Origin of the sequence: Nonomuraea glycinis (assembly GCF_035920485.1) — a bacterium.
Taxonomy (GTDB): Bacteria; Actinomycetota; Actinomycetes; order Streptosporangiales; family Streptosporangiaceae; genus Nonomuraea; species Nonomuraea glycinis.
This window is the reverse complement of record NZ_CP109166.1, coordinates 5,454,286-5,471,406: the sequence shown is the minus strand read 5'-3', so window position 1 is coordinate 5,471,406 and position 17,121 is coordinate 5,454,286. Positions and strand designations below refer to the sequence as shown.

Annotated in this window: 17 protein-coding genes; 11 read left to right on the top strand and 6 right to left on the bottom strand. The window is 71.4% G+C overall.

Going from position 1 to position 17,121, the window contains the following annotated elements:
- Positions 1–89: 89 nt before the first annotated feature.
- From OHA68_RS25785 to OHA68_RS25765, 5 genes are all read left to right on the top strand, one after another.
- The gene (locus OHA68_RS25785) at positions 90–1,106 is read left to right on the top strand and encodes a 2-dehydropantoate 2-reductase (protein ID WP_327102530.1); all 1,017 of its coding nucleotides are present in this window, start codon (positions 90–92) and stop codon (positions 1,104–1,106) included.
- A 142-nt stretch (positions 1,107–1,248) separates the two neighbouring features.
- Positions 1,249–2,136 carry a metal ABC transporter substrate-binding protein gene (locus OHA68_RS25780; RefSeq protein ID WP_225278272.1) on the top strand — a complete coding sequence of 296 codons (888 nt, stop codon included), beginning with the start codon at positions 1,249–1,251 and terminating at the stop codon, positions 2,134–2,136.
- Positions 2,124–2,915 (top strand): metal ABC transporter ATP-binding protein, encoded by a 792-nt coding sequence (locus tag OHA68_RS25775; RefSeq protein ID WP_407674368.1) that lies wholly within the window; start codon positions 2,124–2,126, stop codon positions 2,913–2,915. Before OHA68_RS25780 ends, OHA68_RS25775 begins: the two co-directional genes overlap by 13 nt.
- Positions 2,912–3,784, top strand: coding sequence for a metal ABC transporter permease (locus OHA68_RS25770; protein WP_327102528.1), 873 nt, complete (start codon positions 2,912–2,914; stop codon positions 3,782–3,784). The genes OHA68_RS25775 and OHA68_RS25770 overlap by 4 nt, the downstream gene beginning before the upstream one ends.
- Entirely contained in the window at positions 3,781–4,170 is a 390-nt protein-coding gene (locus OHA68_RS25765; protein WP_189144955.1) for a Fur family transcriptional regulator, read from the top strand. The genes OHA68_RS25770 and OHA68_RS25765 overlap by 4 nt, the downstream gene beginning before the upstream one ends.
- Here the strand turns inward: OHA68_RS25765 and OHA68_RS25760 are convergent.
- Positions 4,110–5,027, bottom strand: coding sequence for a DMT family transporter (locus OHA68_RS25760; RefSeq protein ID WP_327102527.1), 918 nt, complete (start codon positions 5,025–5,027; stop codon positions 4,110–4,112). The genes OHA68_RS25765 and OHA68_RS25760 overlap by 61 nt on opposite strands.
- A 69-nt stretch (positions 5,028–5,096) precedes the next feature.
- On the opposite strand from OHA68_RS25760, the gene OHA68_RS25755 reads away from it, so the two are divergent.
- Complete coding sequence (locus OHA68_RS25755; protein WP_189144953.1) at positions 5,097–5,645, top strand: CGNR zinc finger domain-containing protein; 549 nt, start codon at positions 5,097–5,099, stop codon at positions 5,643–5,645.
- A gap of 10 nt (positions 5,646–5,655) precedes the next feature.
- Here OHA68_RS25755 and OHA68_RS25750 read toward each other — a convergent pair whose 3' ends face one another.
- Genes OHA68_RS25750 through recO form a run of 3 tightly spaced genes read right to left on the bottom strand, consistent with a single transcriptional unit; the run spans position 5,656 to position 7,517 of the window.
- Entirely contained in the window at positions 5,656–5,985 is a 330-nt protein-coding gene (locus OHA68_RS25750) for a DHCW motif cupin fold protein (RefSeq protein WP_327102526.1), read from the bottom strand.
- A gap of 9 nt (positions 5,986–5,994) precedes the next feature.
- Positions 5,995–6,786 carry an isoprenyl transferase gene (locus OHA68_RS25745; RefSeq protein ID WP_327102525.1) on the bottom strand — a complete coding sequence of 264 codons (792 nt, stop codon included), beginning with the start codon at positions 6,784–6,786 and terminating at the stop codon, positions 5,995–5,997.
- Positions 6,783–7,517: a DNA repair protein RecO gene (recO, locus tag OHA68_RS25740; RefSeq protein WP_327102524.1), complete on the bottom strand. Its 735-nt coding sequence runs from the start codon at positions 7,515–7,517 to the stop codon at positions 6,783–6,785. The genes OHA68_RS25745 and recO overlap by 4 nt, the downstream gene beginning before the upstream one ends.
- 149 nt (positions 7,518–7,666) lie before the next feature.
- Between recO and OHA68_RS25735 the strand changes: the two genes are divergently transcribed.
- From OHA68_RS25735 to OHA68_RS25715, 5 genes are all read left to right on the top strand, one after another.
- A complete protein-coding gene (locus OHA68_RS25735; protein ID WP_327102523.1) occupies positions 7,667–9,205 on the top strand; it encodes a CDP-alcohol phosphatidyltransferase family protein in 1,539 nt (512 codons plus the stop codon).
- On the top strand, positions 9,202–9,921 hold the full coding sequence (locus OHA68_RS25730; RefSeq protein ID WP_189144948.1) for a DUF5941 domain-containing protein: 720 nt from the start codon (positions 9,202–9,204) through the stop codon (positions 9,919–9,921). Before OHA68_RS25735 ends, OHA68_RS25730 begins: the two co-directional genes overlap by 4 nt.
- A gap of 146 nt (positions 9,922–10,067) precedes the next feature.
- Entirely contained in the window at positions 10,068–11,090 is a 1,023-nt protein-coding gene (locus OHA68_RS25725; RefSeq protein WP_327102522.1) for a hypothetical protein, read from the top strand.
- Positions 11,077–11,796 carry a vWA domain-containing protein gene (locus OHA68_RS25720; RefSeq protein ID WP_327102521.1) on the top strand — a complete coding sequence of 240 codons (720 nt, stop codon included), beginning with the start codon at positions 11,077–11,079 and terminating at the stop codon, positions 11,794–11,796. The genes OHA68_RS25725 and OHA68_RS25720 overlap by 14 nt, the downstream gene beginning before the upstream one ends.
- Positions 11,797–11,949: 153 nt before the next feature.
- Positions 11,950–13,362, top strand: coding sequence for a glycoside hydrolase family 16 protein (locus OHA68_RS25715; RefSeq protein ID WP_189144945.1), 1,413 nt, complete (start codon positions 11,950–11,952; stop codon positions 13,360–13,362).
- Between the two features lie 144 nt (positions 13,363–13,506).
- Here OHA68_RS25715 and OHA68_RS25710 read toward each other — a convergent pair whose 3' ends face one another.
- Entirely contained in the window at positions 13,507–14,691 is a 1,185-nt protein-coding gene (locus tag OHA68_RS25710) for a hypothetical protein (RefSeq protein WP_327102520.1), read from the bottom strand.
- 64 nt (positions 14,692–14,755) lie between these two features.
- Complete coding sequence (locus OHA68_RS25705; RefSeq protein ID WP_327102519.1) at positions 14,756–17,101, bottom strand: GH1 family beta-glucosidase; 2,346 nt, start codon at positions 17,099–17,101, stop codon at positions 14,756–14,758.
- Positions 17,102–17,121 lie beyond the last annotated feature (20 nt).

Here is a 17,121-nt window from a genome sequence, read left to right as displayed (position 1 = left end):
CGTACGACGGTCACGCGGCGACTCCTTGACCCGAAATTTTCCATACTGTATACCGAATGCACGATCCGACGCGAGAACGGAGCGAAAGCGTGAAGGTCGCTGTTCTTGGCGCCGGCGCCATCGGCGCGTATGTAGGGGCCGCACTCCACAGGGCGGGAGTGGAGGTGCACCTCATCGCGAGAGGGGAGCACCTCCAGGCCATACGCAGATCCGGTGTGCGGGTGCTCACTCCCAGGGGCGATTTCGTCGCCCACCCCCACGCCACCGACGACCCCCACCAGGTCGGCCCGGTGGACCACGTCTTCCTGGGCCTCAAGGCGAACAGCTACGCCGCCGCGGGCCCTATGATCGCGCCGCTGCTGCACGAGGCCACGAGCATCATCGCCGCGCAGAACGGCATCCCGTGGTGGTACTTCCACGGGCTCAAGGGCCCCTACGAGGGCTACCGCATCGAGAGCGTCGACCCGGCGGGAGCGGTCACCACCGCGCTGCCGCTGGACCGCGCCGTCGGCTGCGTCGTCTACGCCGCCACCGAGATCGAGGCGCCGGGCGTCGTCCGCCACCTGGAGGGCACCCGCTTCTCCATCGGCGAGCCCAGCGGCGAGTCCACCGAGCGGTGCCGGAGCTTCAGTCAGGCGGCGGTGGCCGGCGGACTGAAGTGCCCGGTGGAGCGCGACCTGCGCCGCGACATCTGGATCAAACTCATGGGCAACATCGCCTTCAACCCGATCAGCGCGCTGGCCCGGGCCACCATGGCCGGGATCTGCCGGCACGACGGCACCAGGGAGCTGGTCCGGGCCATGATGGCGGAGACCGTGGAGGTGGCCCGCCGGGTCGGCTGCGATCCCGGCATCTCCATCGAACGCCGGCTGCGCGGCGCCGAGAAGGCCGGCGAGCACAAGACCTCCACGCTCCAGGACCTGGAGAAGGGCAAGCCGCTGGAGCTCGACGTGCTCCTCGCGGCGGTGGTCGAGCTGGCCGACCTGACCGGCGCCGAAGTCCCGACACTGCGTGCGATCCACGCGGTGAGCGATCTGCTGGCCGAGAACGTCACCCCGGGCACCGGCAACGGCTCAGCCGGTGCGCTGCTCGACCCACCGGGGTGATGGCGGGATGCCGTACGGCGTAGGCCGGGCCCCCAGCGCCGCCGTCCGGCATCCCCACCCATCACGACTTTGACAACCATTTTCATTCTGCGGCATACTGACTCCCATGATGTCAGGACATTCCCGTCTGCGCGTGGCCGGTATGCTCGCGGGCGCCATGGCGTTCACCGCCACCGCCTGCGGCTCCACGAGCACGGCCGCCGCACCCGCGGGCAAGCCGGCGGTGCTCGCCGCCTTCTACCCGCTGCAGTGGGTGACCGAGCAGGTCGGCGGCCCCGACATCACCGTGCGGAGCCTGACCGCCGCCGGCGTCGAGCCGCACGACCTGGAGCTCGGCGCGCAGCAGATCGCCGACCTCGAGGACGCCACGCTGACCGTCTACATCAAGGGCGTGCAGCCCGCCGTGGACGAGGCGGTCACCGCGGACCGCGCCTTCGACGCCGCCACCGCCGTCACCACGATCCCCGCCGGCGAGCACGAGGAGCACGCCGAAGGCGAGGTCGACCACGAGCACGAGGTCCCCTACGACCCGCACCTGTGGCTGGACCCGGCCCGCTTCGCCACCGTCGCCACCAAGCTCGGCGAGCGCCTGGCCGCCGCCGACCCGGCGCACGCGCAGGGCTTCAAGGACCGCGCCGCCACGACCGCGGCCGCCCTGTCCACCCTGGACCAGGAGTTCACCAAGGCCCTGAGCACCTGCGCCACCAAGACCATGATCACCGCGCACGAGGCGTTCGGCTACCTGGCCGACCGATACCGGCTCAAGCAGGTCGGCATCACGCTCGACCCGGAGACCGAGCCCTCCCCCGCCCGCATCGCCGAGGTCGCCGAGCTGGCCAAGGCCGAGAAGGTGACCACCGTCTTCACCGAGGCCCTGGTCAGCCCCAAGGTCGCCGAAGTGCTCGCCGCCGAGGCGGGCGCGAAGACGGCGGTGCTCGATCCTTTGGAAAGCAAGCCCGCAGGCGACTACCTTTCGGCCATGCGCGACAATCTTCAGACATTGCGGACTTCTTTGGGATGCACTCCATGAGCGAACGCGCTTTCGCGATGACCGCCGGACGAGTGACCCTCGACCGGCGGTCCATCTTGCGTGGCGTCGACCTGACCGTCCGTCCGGGCGAGGTCGTCGCCATCATGGGCGCCAACGGCTCGGGCAAGTCCACCCTGATCCGCGCCCTGCTCGGCCTCACGCCCCTGTCCGGCGGCCAGACCCTCCTGTACGGCGCCCCACCCGCGAAGTTCCGTGACTGGTGGCGCATCGGCTATGTGCCGCAGCGCCTGGCGGTCGGCGGCGGCGTGCCCGCCACCGTCGGCGAGGTCGTCACCTCCGGCCGCATCGCCCGGCAGCGCAGGCTCCGCTTCACCACCGCCGCCGACCGCGAGGCGGTGGCGGACGCGCTGGAGGCCGTCGGCCTGGCCGACCGGGCGGCCGATCCGGTGCAGTCGCTGTCCGGCGGCCAGCAGCAGCGGGTGCTGATCGCCCGCGCGCTGGCCGGCCGGCCCGACACCTACGTGATGGACGAGCCCACGGCGGGCGTCGACGCCGCCACCCAGCAGTTGCTCGCCGACACCCTGGCCACGCTGGTGGCCGACGGCAAGACCATCGTGCTCGTCGCGCACGAGCTCGGCCCGCTGGAGCCGCTCATCACCCGCGGCGTCGTGGTCCGGGAGGGCCTCATCGCGCACGACGGACCGCCGCCGCAGCCCGAGGGCGAGTGCGCCAGACCGGGACACGAGCACGTGCACCCGCACGCCCCCGAGGTCACCGCCGCCGCCGGGCCGCTGCAGGGCTGGCAGGGAGAAGCATGATCGACTTGCTCGGCAGGGAATTCTTCCAGCTCGCGCTGATCGCGGCGCTGCTGGTGGGGCTCTGCGCACCCGCCGTGGGGACCTTCATCGTGCAGCGCCGGCTGGCCCTGCTCGGCGACGGCATCGGGCACGTGGCGCTGACCGGCGTCGCGCTCGGCTTCCTGACCGGCACGGCCCCCGTGCTCACCGCCGTCGCGGTCGCCATCGCCGGCGCCGTCGCCATCGAGGTGGTCAGGGCGCGCGGCCGCACCAGCGGTGACGTCGCGCTGGCACTGCTGTTCTACGGCGGCATCGCGGGCGGCGTCATGCTCATGGGCATCGCGCCCGGCGGCAGCAACGCCAAGCTCAACGCCTACCTGTTCGGCGCCATCGCGAGCGTCACCAGGCTGGACATCTGGATCATCGGCGGACTCGCCGTCGCGGTGCTCCTGGTGGTCGGGATCTTCGGCAGGGAGCTGTTCGTGCTCTGCCAGGACGAGGAGATGGCCAAGGCCAGCGGCCTGCCGGTGCGTTTCCTCAGCCTGCTCATCGCCGTCACGGCCGCGCTCACCGTGGTCATCGCCATGCGCGTGGTCGGATTGCTTCTCGTCAGCGCGCTGATGGTCATCCCGGTGGCCACCAGCCAGCAGCTGACCAGGGGTTTTCGCTCGACGATGGTGCTGGCCATGCTGTTCGGCGTGCTCGCCGCCGTGGGCGGGCTGCTCGTGTCGTCCCAGTCGGCCAAGGTGGCGCCGGGCGCCGCCATCGTGCTTCTTGCTCTGCTCGGCTTCGTCCTGGCCCTCGGTGTCGGTAAGTTCGTACGTCGAGGCAGATCCCAGGAGACCACAGTGAGCCAGCGACGCGGCACGAGCGTCAAGGAGGTCGCGTGAGCACCAGACGTGACGCCGTCCACGACACCCTTCGGCAGAGCGCGGGCTTCCGCAGCGCTCAGGACGTCTATGCCGAGATGCGCCAGCACGGCGCCAAGATCGGCCTGACCACCGTCTATCGCGCGCTCCAGGCGCTGGCCGACGGCGGCCATGTCGACGTGCTGCGCACCGACGACGGCGAGTCGGTCTACCGAGCCTGCGCCACCGGCGAGCACCACCACCACCTCGTCTGCCGCCGCTGCGGCCGGACCGTCGAGGTGGAGGGTCCGGCCGTCGAGCGCTGGGCCGAGCTGGTCGGCACCGAGCACGGCTTCACCGAGATCACTCACACGGTCGAGGTCTTCGGCACCTGCTCGTCCTGCTCCGAGTCGTCCCTGGCCGGTTGAGGCCGCCGCGAGCCCCACAGCACGCCCGCGACGATCACCGCGCAGCCGGCGAGTTGCGCCGCCGAGGGGCGCTCGCCGAGCAGCGCGGCCGACAGGGCCACCGTCGTCATCGGCTGGATGAGCAGGAGCAGGGCGGTCAGCGCCGCGGGCTGCCGGGGCAGCGTGTAGGCGATCAGCGACCAGCCGAGCAGTTGCGGCCCGAGCGCGAGCAGCAGCAGCCAGCCGTGCGCGGGCCAGGCCGGGGCGAAGTCCGCCCCGCCGAACAACGGGCTGAGCGCCGCGATCGCCAGCGTGGCGACCGCGGTGGCGTGCGCGATCGGCCCCACCGCGCGCCCCGCCCCGGCCTTCAGCAGCAGCATGAACCCGGCGTAGGCGATCGAGGTGGCGATGCCGGTGAGCACGCCGAGCGCCGGATTCGCACCGTACGCCGCGCTGTCGAAGACCCCGGAGATCAGCACCACGCCGACGAACACCACCGGGGTGGCGAGCATCAGCCGGTTCGACGGCCGCTCGCGGAACACCGCCCAGGCGGCGAACGCCACGATGAACACCTGAAGGTTGCCCAGCACGGTGGCCAGGCCCGCGCCCACGTAATCGATCGAGTGGTGCCAGAACAGCAGGTCGAGCGCGAACAGCAGACCGGCCAGCCAGGCCAGGTTGCGCGCCCTGCCGGGCAGCGGCCCGAGCCTGCGCCGCTCCAGCCAGGCCAGCACCAGCATCGGCGGCACCGCGTAGGCGCACCTGAACAGCGCCGAGGTGGCGGGCGACACCTCCGCCATCCGGACCAGGGGCGCGGAGGTGGAAATGATCAGAGCACCGGCGATCGCGACCAGCACGATACGGCGATGTGCACTCACGGAATCCCCCGCTCCCCCGTGGGAGAGATACGCTTGACCACGCTAGAACCAGCCCCGACAGGAGTCAATATGGCGTTTGGCCATGACATGGTGCATGCACTCGCCGACGTCGTCGAGCTCATCAACACCTCGCCGTCCACCGGCGGTGACGACGACCTGGTGAGCCTGGCCGAACTACAGTCCTTCGTCGAATCGCGGCAGATCAGCGGCATCACCACACTGACTGCCCGCGACCTCGGTCAGGTTCGGATGGTACGCGAAGCGTTCCACCGGGTCTTCACCGCCCCCGACCAAGCCACCGCCGTGCGCGTCCTCAACTCGCTGCTGTCGGAGACCCGGATCACCCCCCGGCTGACCGAGCACGACGGCCATCCTCTGCACATCCACTACTTCGCCGCCGACGCCACCCTCGCCGAGCACCTGGCGGCCGACTGCGGGGTGGCGCTGGCGCAGCTGCTGGTCGAGGACGAGTGGCAGCGGCTGCGCACCTGCGCGGCCCCCGACTGCGAGAGCGTCTTCGTCGACGAGTCCCGCAACCGCTCGCGCGTCTACTGCGACAGCCGCACCTGCGGCAACCGCATGCACGTGGCCGCCTACCGAGCCCGCCGCCGCGCCTGAGCGCGACGCGTCAGTCGACGATGAACAGCCGGGCGCCCACCTCGGTGCTGGAGCGATGTGGCCGCACGTCATCCCCGACCTGGTAGCTGCTGCCCGCCTCCATCGTGAGGATCTCGCCGTCGGCCAGCTCGGTGGTGAGCGTGCCCTCCAGCACCAGCAGGATGTGACCCCGGCTGCACCAGTGGTCGGCCACATAGCCGGGGCTGTACTCCACCATCCGGACGCGTACCGAACCGAACTCGCGGGTCCGCCAGGTGGCGACCCCCGTGTCTCCCGTGTGCTCAGTGGTGGGAACCTGCGACCAGTCGGTGATCCCGAAGGGGATGTCGGTCAGCGCCATCCGAAGATCCTATAGGGGGCCGGGGCCCTGGACCTGGTTGGGCAGAGCCCCGCCGTAGCGGCGGTCGCGCTTGGCGTAGGTCTCGCACGCCTCCCACAGGTCCCGCCGGTCGAAGTCGGGCCAGAGCCGGTCCAGGAACACCATCTCGGCGTAGGCCGACTGCCACAGCAGGAAGTTGGAGAAGCGCTGCTCGCCGGAGGACCGGACGAACAGGTCCACCTCCGGGATGTCCGGCTCGTCGAGGTAGCGGGCGAAGACCTTCTCGTTCACCTTCGACGGCCTGACGCGGCCGGCCGCGATGTCCTCCGCCAGCTTGACCGCCGCCTGGACGATCTCCGCCTGGCCGCCGTAGTTGACGCAGAACTGCAGCGTCAGCTTGTGGTTCTTCTCGGTCATCTCCTCGGCCGTCTGCAGCTCGGAGATGACGCTCTTCCACAGCCGCCCCGGCTTGCCCGCCCAGCGCACCCGCACGCCCATGGCGTGCAGGTCGTCGCGGCGGCGCCGGATCACGTCACGGTTGAAGCCCATCAGGAAGCGGACCTCGTCGGGCGAGCGCTTCCAGTTCTCCGTCGAGAAGGCGTACGCGCTCAGGTAGGGGACGCCCAGCTCCAGCGCGCCCTCGATGACGTCGAACAGCGACGCCTCGCCCGCTTTATGGCCCTCGGTGCGCGGCAGCCCGCGGGCCTTGGCCCAGCGGCCGTTGCCGTCCATGACGATGGCCACGTGCCGCGGCACCAGGTCGCGCGGGATCGGCGGCGGCGTCGCACCCGAGGGGTGGGGTGACGGCGGGCGGACGTTCAAACCGGCTCTCTTTCCACGTGTCGAAGTGAGCGAATGCCATGCTCCAGATGCCACTGCAGGTAGGCCGCCACCAGGCCGCTGCACTCGCTGCGGTGGCGCGGCTGCGAGGCGTCGGCGGCGACCCAGTCGCCGCGCAGCAGCGCCGTCATGAGCCCGATCGTCTCCCCCGCCGGCACGGCCGAGCCGGCCGGCTTGCACGCGCCGCACACCACACCGCCCGCCACGATGGCGAAGGCCCTGATCGCCGGGGCCTGGCATCTGGCGCAGGCCTCCAGCGCGGGAGCATAACCGGCGACGGCCAGCGAGCGCAGGAAATAGGCGTCGAGCACCAATCGGGACTCGTGCACTCCGTCGGCCAGGGTGCGCAATCCACCCACCAGCAGCAGGAACTGCCGCAGCGCGGGCTCCTTCTCGCCATGGGTGAGCCGGTCCGCGGTCTCCAGCATCGCGGTGCCCGCGGTGTAGCGGGGATAGTCGATCGCCAGCGCCTCGCCATAGGGCCTGATCGTCTCGGCCTGGGTCACGATGTCGAGTGAGCGGCCGGTGTGGAACTGCAGGTCCACATGGGTGAACGGCTCCAGCCGGGCGCCGAAGCGCGAGGTGGTGCGGCGCACTCCCTTGGCGACGGCCCGCACCTTGCCCGTGCGCTTGGCCAGGACGGTGATGATGCGATCGGCCTCGCCGAGTTTCTGGGTGCGCAGGACCACGCCCTCATCCCGGTAGAGACTCACCAGGCCATCCTACGGCCGTACCAAAGTGGAGAAAGTTCGTGCAACACCCCTTGTGGTGTGACGCGACTTTCCGCAACGCTCACTAGACTTTGACGCCTGTCCCCCATTGCCCGTTGTTCAACCCCCCGTTACCGCCTCGAAAGGGAGTCATGACCCGCGTGGTCCTGCTGGGCTCTTCGCCCGGCCCCGACACCGCTCCGACCGGCTTGAGGCTCGCCGCACTTCCCGGCAATCCCACCGTCGTCGAGCGACTGCGCAGCCAGGTCCTCACGATGGACCCGCGGCCCGCCACGATCGAAACCGGCGACGTGGCCGCCGCACTGCGCGCCCTGGCCGAAGTCGCGGATGCCGCGACGGAGAACCTGTTCATCATTCCTGAGAACTCGGTCATCCACGACGAGCTGATCTACCAGATCAACAGGACCAAGCGCGGTGCGCTGGTGCTCGTCGCCAAGGAGCCACGTCAGGAGGCGGCCGACGAGGCGGCCGGCCAGATGACCGGAGAGCAAGAGCTCACCGAGACCGTCCCCATCGACGAGGCCGACCCCGAGATCGGCATGAGCCGGGTCGAAGGGCTGCCCGTCCGCGTCCGCATCGGCAAGTCCCGGGTGGTGTCCGTCGGCACCGCCACCCACAAGGTGACCAGGCCCAACGCCGCGCTGCTCGGGCCGATGCAGATCAGCACCCGCAACGCCCCCGTGCTGGCCGAGACCTGCCGCGAGCTGGCCGACATGGCCGACACGTTCGGCGAGAGCGACGACCTGGTGCAGCTCATCGCCTTCGGCCTGGTCCGCAGGGGCGTGTCGGTCGGCATCCGGGGCCGCCGCGACCTGTTCTTCCGCCGGGTCTCCACCCAGGAGGAGGCCAACGAGGCCGGCACCGAGATGTCCGGCATGAACGAGGACCGCGCCCGGCTCAACCACGCGGTCAAGGGCGCCGACGGCTTCTTCACCACCTACTTCGTCTCCACCTACTCCCGTTTCATCGCCCGCTGGGCGGCCAGGCGCGGCCTGACGCCCAACCAGGTGACGTTGATCTCGATCGCGCTCGGCATCGCCGCCGCCGCCTGCTTCGCCACCGGCGACCGGCCCGGGATGATCGCGGGCGGGGTGCTGATCTACTTCGCCTTCGTCTTCGACTGCGTCGACGGCCAGGTCGCCCGTTACGCCCGCAAGTTCGGGGTGCTGGGCGCGTGGCTGGACGCCACGTTCGACCGGTTCAAGGAGTACGTCGTCTTCGCCGGACTGTCCATCGGCTGGGTGGTCTCGGGCAACAGCGACGACATCTGGATCCTCGCGCTGGCGGCCATCGGCCTGCAGTCCGTACGCCACCTGCTCGACTTCTCCTTCGGCATCTCCAACCGCCGCAGCAAGGCCCCCGCTCAGTTGCCGACGCTGCCGCTCACCGCGGCCGACGACCGGGCCCTGCGCAAGGCCCTGGTGGCCCGCAAGGAAGAGCGCAAGCAGGGCATCCGCGGTCTGCTGAAAATGTGGTCCAAGGCCGGCAAGTACCGCGCCGTCCACTGGGCCCGTAAGATGATCGTGTTCCCCATCGGCGAGCGGTTCGCGGCCATCGCGATCACCGCCGCCCTCTTCGACGCCCGCATTACCTTCCTCACGCTGGTGATCTGGGGCACCGTCGCCGCCACATACACCCTGACCGGACGCCTCATGAGGTCGCTCGCATGATCACCCAACCGCAGGCCGCCGCAGGCCCCACGCCGGACCCCGACGAGGAGCGCCGGCGCATCCAGACCGCCCGCCTGCTCGCCTACCGCGACGACGGCCCGCTCGTCCACGCGGTGGCCGACAAGCTCGGCAAAGGCCTTCCCCCCGTCCCCGCCGCCCTGGCGGCCCTGCTGGCCGTCATCGCGGTCAGCGCCACCGGGCTGCTCCAGCCCGGCCCGATGCTGCTCGTCCCGCCGCTGATCGTGGTGCTGCTGGTGCTGCCGACCGCGCCGCGCGACCACCTCGGCCGGCTCGACTGGCTCACCCCGCCGCTGCTGCGCGGCACCGAGTTCCTCACCATCATCGTGATCGGCCTGGCGGCCGACGCGCCCAAGTGGCTGCTGTTCGTGCTGGTGTACGTCGTCGGCTACCACACCTACGACACCGTCTACCGCACCCGGCAGAGCATCTGGCCGCCGGCCTGGGTGTTCCACGCCGGGCTCGGCTGGGAGCTCCGGCTGCTCATCATCGGCCTGGGCGCCGCGCTGGGCTGGGTCACGCCGGTGCTCGCGGTGCTGACGGCTTACCTGTTCGTGCTGTTCGCGGTGGAGAGCGTGACGAGCTGGGTGCGCCTGGACAAGGCGTCCGCCCAGGCCGGCGCGGACGCCGAGCAGGACCTGGAGGCCTCTCCCGAAGAGGTCATGGAGCAGGCCACCGGCGAGGCCGAGAAGGCCTAGCTCCGCCGACTTCCCCTTCACGCACGTGGCCGGCCGCCCTCCGGGGCGGCCGGCTTCGTGCGTTTTCCGGGCGGCGACAGCCGCTTGGGGCCGGATGTGACCGATTAGTCTGGGGATTCAGGGCACCCGGGAGCCGGGAGACGCGGATGGCGTTCTTGTCACGGCTGTTCAGGCGGAGCGATCCACTGGCAGAGCGGGAGGAAGCACGCAGGCAGGGCATGCGGGACGCGCGCCGGCACCCGCTGAACGAGTTCACCGACCCGGACCGTCAGCCCGCCTACGTCACCGAGGTGCGCGCCCGGGCTCGCGAGCAGATCACCGAGGTCGACAGGGAACTGGCGGTCAGGCGCACCGCGCTGCTGGAGCGGGCGCTGGGTGCCCAGCAGACGATCATGCGCGAGCTGAGCCGACACGACTTACGCCCTTCCTCACCCACCAACGGCCACCTACGGCCCGCCGCCGAGCCGGCGGCGCACCTTCCCCACCACGGGTCCGACTCGGCCGCCGAGACGCAGGCACGCCTCCCCCACCACGGGTCCGACTCGGCCGCTGAGACGCAGGCGGCTCACGCCGGGGGCGAGGATGATCCGTTCATCTCCATCGCCGAGGCCCGGTGGCGGCGGGCGGAGGCGCGGCGGCGGCGGGAGCTGACGGCGGCCGGGGAGACCGTACGGCAGGCCCGCGCGCGGTTGGCGCAGCTCGGCCAGGAGTGGGAGAGCGCCCTGATCGAGCGCGAGCACGCCGTGGAGGCGCTGCACGCCAGGGCCGAGCAGCTCATCGCCGCCTACCGAAGCGGTGTGCTGCGCGCGCATCCGCGCCGGGAGGAGATCCCGTCGCTGTGGAAGGGCGAGGTCATCGCGATGAACGCCGCCGGCGACACCCCGGCGGGCGTCTCCGGCCGGGAGGAGATGGGCCGCATCCTGCACGAGGTGGAGGAGCGCATCGAGGTGTGGCACGCCGAGGTCCTGCCGACCGTACGGTCCGGCCCGCGCCTCTCCCTCGCCCCACAACGGCTGTCGGCCACGCCGGTGCCGGCGATCGAGCAGGACGTACCGGAAGAGTCTGAAAAGGGCGGAGAAAGGGATCAAGGGGCCGCGAAGGACCACAGCGGCAGCGGGTCTCCCCCGAAGGATCACGACGGCGGCGGGAAGGGCGATGGGCGTGCGTAGGTGGCGTGGGGTGGCGGCGGGTGGCGTGGTGGTGCTGGTCGCGGCGGGGGTGGCCGGGTGCGGGACGGAGGCGAGGGCGGTGTGCGGGGTGGTGGTGGACTCCACCTCCTACGCCGATCCGGACACCTCAAGGAAGGACGTGACCTCGAAGCTGCCCGCGTTCGCCGAGGGGTGCGACTGGGTCGCCTTCGCGGCCGTGACGGGCAGTTCGGAGAGCAGTTCGTGCCGCCAGGATCCGGTGGCCCTCGCCGCCACCTCGGCCGAGAACCCGAACGCGAATCCGGTCGTCGAGGAGCGGATCCGTCAGCACCGGGGCACCGAGGTGCTGCCGCGGGCGGTCAAGCTGTTCGACTGCCCGGCCGAGGGCCAGGGGTCGGATGTGCTGGGCGCGCTGCGGTATGTCGTGAAGCAGGCCGACGCGCGACGGCAGCCGGACCGGGCGCACCAGATCATCGTGTTCAGCGATCTGATCAACAACCGGGGCGAGCTGGACCTGGGCAAGCTGGACCTCAGTGAGGCGGCCAGGCAGCGGAAGATCAAGGAGTTGCTGGACGCCCGGCTGCTGCCCGATCTGAGCGGCTATGCCGTGACGGTGCACGGGTTCCTGCGGGAGAAGACCTCGGGGCCGGACCGCTTCCCGCTGCTGGAGGCGTTCTGGAAGCAGGCGCTGCAGGACGCCGGGGCGACCTCGGTGGACCTGCTGTAGGCAACTGAGAGCGCTCTCCCAGCCGCGCCGCGCGACCTTCACGCCACGGTCGACAGCGCCGTGCGGATCGTTGACAACGCGTTAACTGATGTGTTTACGTTCGTGAGAGAGCGCTCTCTTGCTCGTCCGCCTCCGCATCCCCCAGGAGCAGCGATGACATTACGACCCTTAGGAACGGCGGGCCGCAGGCGGCTCGCGGCGATGGCAGCGGCGGTGATCACCCTCAGCGGCCTTCTCGTCCACGGCGCCGTGAGCGCCTCCGCCGACGTCCCGGCCACCCCCTCAGGCTGGTCCCAGGTCTGGGCCGACGACTTCAACGGCCCGGCGAACTCGCCCCCGTCGTCGGCCAACTGGATCGTCGACACCGGCCACAACTACCCCGGCGGCCCGGACAACTGGGGCACCGGTGAGATCCAGAACTACACCGCCAACTCCACCAACCTGGGCCTCGACGGCTCCGGCAATCTGCGCATCACCCCGCGCCGCAGCTCCTCGGGCGAGTGGACGTCCGCGCGCATCGAGACCAGGCGGAGCGACTTCAAGCCCGCCGACGGCCGGATCCTGCGCATCGAGGGCCGCATCCAGATGCCGAACGTCACCGGCGCCGCCGCCGCCGGCTACTGGCCGGCGTTCTGGGCCCTCGGCTCCCCCTACCGGGGCAGCTACTGGAACTGGCCCGGCATCGGCGAGTTCGACATCATGGAGAACGTCAACGGCCTCAACTCCGTGTGGGCCGTGCTGCACTGCGGCGTCGCCCCGGCCGGCCCGTGCGACGAGTTCAACGGCCTCGGTGCCAGCCGCGCCTGCCCCGGCTCGACCTGCCAGTCCGCCTTCCACAACTACCGCTTCGAGTGGGACCGCAGCGTCAGTCCCAACCAACTGCGCTGGTACGTGGACGGCCAGTTGTTCCACAGCCTGAGCCAGTCCCGGTTCGACGCGGCCACCTGGAACAACATGACCGGCCACGCCGGCTACTTCCTGCTGCTCAACGTGGCCATGGGCGGCGCGTTCCCGAACGGCGTGGCCGGCAGCGCCACGCCGACCGCGGCCACCGTGCCGGGGAACCCGATGGTCGTCGACTACGTGGCCGTGTGGCAGAGCGGCACCGGCAATCCCGACCCTGACCCCGATCCCGACCCCGAGCCCGGCAACGTGGACGCCCGATCCCGGATCCAGGCCGAGAACCACCAAGCCCAGCAGGGCACCTTCACGGAGAACACCACCGACACCGACGGCGGCCGGAACGTCGGCGCCATCGCCAACGGCGACTGGCTCCGCTTCGACGGCGTGAACTTCGGCAGCCAGGCCGCCACGCAGTTCAAGGCCAGGGTGGCGTCCGGCGCGGGCGCCGGGGTGAGCGGGCTCGTACAGGTGCGGCTCGGCAGCCCGACCGCCTCGCCGGTCGCCGAGTTCGCGCTGGCCAACACGGGTGGCTGGCAGAGCTGGCGGACGGTACCGGCGAACATGTCGCCGGTGACCGGCACGCACACGGTCTACCTGACGTTCAGCAGCGGCCAGCCGGCCGACTTCGTCAACGTCAACTGGTTCACCTTCTCCACCAACTGAGGCCCCACCGGCTGAGGCCCCACCGGCTGAGGCCCCACCGGCTGAGGCCCCACCGGCTGAGGCTCCACCGGCAGGCCCCACTGGCAGGGGCCACCGGCTCAGGCTTCACCGGCTTCACCGGCTTCACCGGCTTCAGCGAACGAGTCAGGCGCCGCGCGCACCCGCGTCGCGGCGCCTGACCACGATCCGCTCGGCCCAGCTCGCGGCCTCCGGATCGCGCAGCCCCTCCACCACCCCGCCGAGGTAGGCCGTGGCCAGGCTGTCGAAGCCGCTGTCGAGCTGCCGCAGCCGGCCCGCCCCGCGCCGGTCGGCGGACTGCAGGTATTGGGCGATGCTCTCGGCGTGGCCGGCGTCCTGCTGATAGACGGCCTGGGCGGCGGCGAGGGCCCGCGCCTCGGCGTCCCGCTTGGCGCGCAGCTCACGCAGCCGGACGTCGTTGGGATTGTGCATCCGGCGGCCGAGGTCCGCCGCGATCAGCGCGGTGGCGATGAGCAGGGCCAGCAGGAGGATCATCGTCGGCAACTGGCCGACTCCCTCGGAGGTGGGCCCGATCGCCTGCCCGTCCACGATCAGCGGCTTGACCAGGGCGTCCCTGCGCAGCACCGCGACGGCCACGATGAGCCCGAGCCAGACCAGCGCCACGACGGTCAGCAGCCAGCGCCCTCGCGCCGAGCCGCCGTGCTCCTGCCAGGACCGGAACGCCCTGCCGTACATGTGCGGCGCGACCAGCATGATCAGGGCCGTGCCGGCGGCGAGCAGCGCGGTCATCGCGACGCTGTCGCCCCAGCTGAGGATCACCTGATAGAGGATCGGCACCTCGACGATCAGCAGCAGGAGCAGCAGCAGGGCGGCGGGCAGCCAGCGGCGCACGGTGGGCCAGCGACTGCCGGACAGGGCGATCGAGCTGGGCCGGCCGTCGCCGGCGCGCCTGCTGGGCTGCTCCAGTTCGGCGACCCGCGGCTGGGTGTCGTCCAGGGCCGCGCGGGCGTCGGTGAAGGCGCGCTGCGACTCGGCCAGCTTGATCTTCTGGGTCTCGAAGGCGGCGCGCGCCTGCTGGATCTCCCGCTCGGTGAGGTTCTCGATCTCGGCCAGCTCGCCCAGCCGCTCGTCCTCCAGCTCCTGGAAGCGCGGCACGCTGCCGGTCTGCAGCGTCAGCGTGTCGATCTGGCCGTCGGTGGCGTGCCCGCGGCCCAGCTCACGCTCCTCGCGCCGGCGGGCCGCCCAGTCGGGCAGGTGGTAGAGGTCGCCGTCGTACGCCACGGCGGGCGTGATCCGGGCGACCTGTCCGGGGTCGATGGGTTCGTCCTTGTGCCGGCGGAAGAGGGGCATCTGGCCTCCAGCGAAGGGCTGTCCTTCGATGCTAACCGCCGGGCCGCCCGCCGCGAGGGTCCGCTCAGCCGCTGTCGCGGACCACCAGGCTCGCAGGCAGCACGACCGAGGTGGTCGGCCTGCCTTCCAGCCTGGACAGCAGCAGCCTGGCCAGCGCCTTGGCCTGCCCCGCGACGGGGACGCGTACGGTGGTCAGCGCGGGGCTGGTCCAGGAGGCGGCGGCCACGTCGCCGAAGCCCACGACCGCGAGGTCCGCCGGCACCCGCAGGCCCATCCCCTCGACCGCCCGCAGGACGCCGGCGGCCAGCTCGTCGCTGCTGGCGAAGATCGCGTCCAGGCGGCCCGCGTCGTGCAGGAGCCGCGCGGTCGCCGCCACCGCCGACTCCCCGTCGAGGCCGGCGAGCGCCACGTGCGGCCGCAGGCCCTCCCGCTGGAGGGCCTCGCGATGGCCGGTGAGCCGGTCCTGGACGGCGACGAGCTGGGTGGGACCGCAGACCATGCCGATGTGCCGGCGCCCCTGGCGCAGCAGGTGCTCGGTCGCGGCGGCGGCCCCCGCCACGTTGTCCACGTCCACGTACGGGACGAGTGAGGTGACGGCGGGCTTGCCGAGCAGCACGAGGGGCGCGTCGGTGCGGGCCAGCCGCTCGGTCAGCGGGTCGGTGTCGTCCGCCGGCAGCAGGATCACCCCGTCCACCAGCCCGGCCTCCACGTGCTGGACGATGCGCCGGTGGCTCTCGGCGGTGTCGGAGAGCATGAGCGTGATCCGCTTGCCCGCGCTTTCGAGCACGCTGGTGACGTAGTGCACGACGGCGGCGGTGAGGGCGTCGCCGCGCTGCCCAGGGGCGGACAGGACCAGCGCGATGGTGTCGGTGCGGCGGGTGACCAGGCTCCTGGCCGCCGCGTTGGGCACGTAGCCGAGCTCCTTGACGGCCAGCAGTACCTTCGCGCGCGCGTCCGCGCTGACCGACAGCTCGCCGTTGATCACGCGGGAGACGGTGGCCCGGGAGACGTGGGCGCGCGCGGCCACGGTCTCCAGCGTGGGACGTCTGAGGCGGTCGTCGCCGAGCCCGCCGCGCTTGATGACGTCGCGGTACCACAGGGCGCTGTCCTTCATGATCCGCCGCTGGGTGGCGAAGTCCACGTGGACGAGTCCGAACCTGCGCTGGTAGCCGTCGGCCCATTCGTGGCAGTCGAGCAGCGACCAGACGAGGTAGCCGCGCACCTTGGCGCCCTCCTCGACGGCGGCCAGCAGGGCGCGCAGGTGCTCCTCGATGAAGCTGACGCGGTCGGTGTCGTGGACGCCGTCGCCGGTCACGGTGTCGGCGAAGTCGGCCCCGTTCTCGGTGATCATGAGGTTCAGGTCCGGGTACTCCCGCGACAGACGGCCCAGCAGCAGCGTGAGCGCGCTCGGCACGATGGCCCAGCCCATGGCGGTCACGGCGGTCGGCACGGTGGTGAACAGGATGTTCTCGCTGCCCGGATAGGCGGGGTCGGCCGGCTCACCGGGCTGGGCCTGGACCACGCAGGGCGCGTAGTAGTTGACGCCGAGCAGGTCGATGGGCTGGGAGATGATCTCCAGGTCCCCGTCGCGGACATGGCCGAGCCCGGTGGTCCTGTCCACGATCTCCAGGAGGCGGTCCGGATAGCGGCCGCGCAGCATCGGCTCCAGGAACTGGCCGTGCATGAGCCGGTCGATCCGGTCCACCGCCTCGGCGTCCTCCTCCGACAGCTTCCTGCCGGGGTCGGTCACCTGGCCGGGGGTCAGCACGGGGGCGAAGTTGAGCGCCACGCCGACCTCGGCGGCGCCCGCCGAGCGGAGCACGCGGGCCGCCAGCCCGTGCCCGAGCAGCATGTGGTGCGCGGCGGTGAACGCGTCGGCGGCCGACTTCCTGCCGGGCGCGTGGATGCCTGCGGCGTGGCCGATGAACGCCGCCACCCACGGCTCGTTCAGCGTCAGCCAGGTGCCCACCCGGTCGCCCAGCCGGTCGTGCACCACCTGCGCGTAGTCGGCGAACCGGTAGGCCGTGTCCCGCTCCGGCCAGCCGCCGCGCTCCTCCAGCGCCTGCGGCAGGTCCCAGTGGTAGAGGGTGACGTACGGCTTGATCCCCACACCCAGCAGCTCGTCGACCAGCTTGTCGTAGAAGTCCAGCCCCGCCGGGTTCACCCGGCCGGCCCCCTCGGGCAGCACCCTGGGCCAGCTCACCGAGAACCGGTAGGCGCCCACGCCCAGGTCCTTCATCAGCCGCACGTCGTCGGGATAGCGGTGGTAGTGGTCGCAGGCGGCCCCGGAGTCGGAGAAGGAGTCCCAGATGGAAGGGCCCCTGCCGTCCTCCCCGTTGGCGCCTTCGACCTGGTAGGCGGACGTGGACGTGCCCCACACGAAGTCTTCAGGGAACTTCGTTCTGCTCATCTCTTCGGGAACCTTCCGGC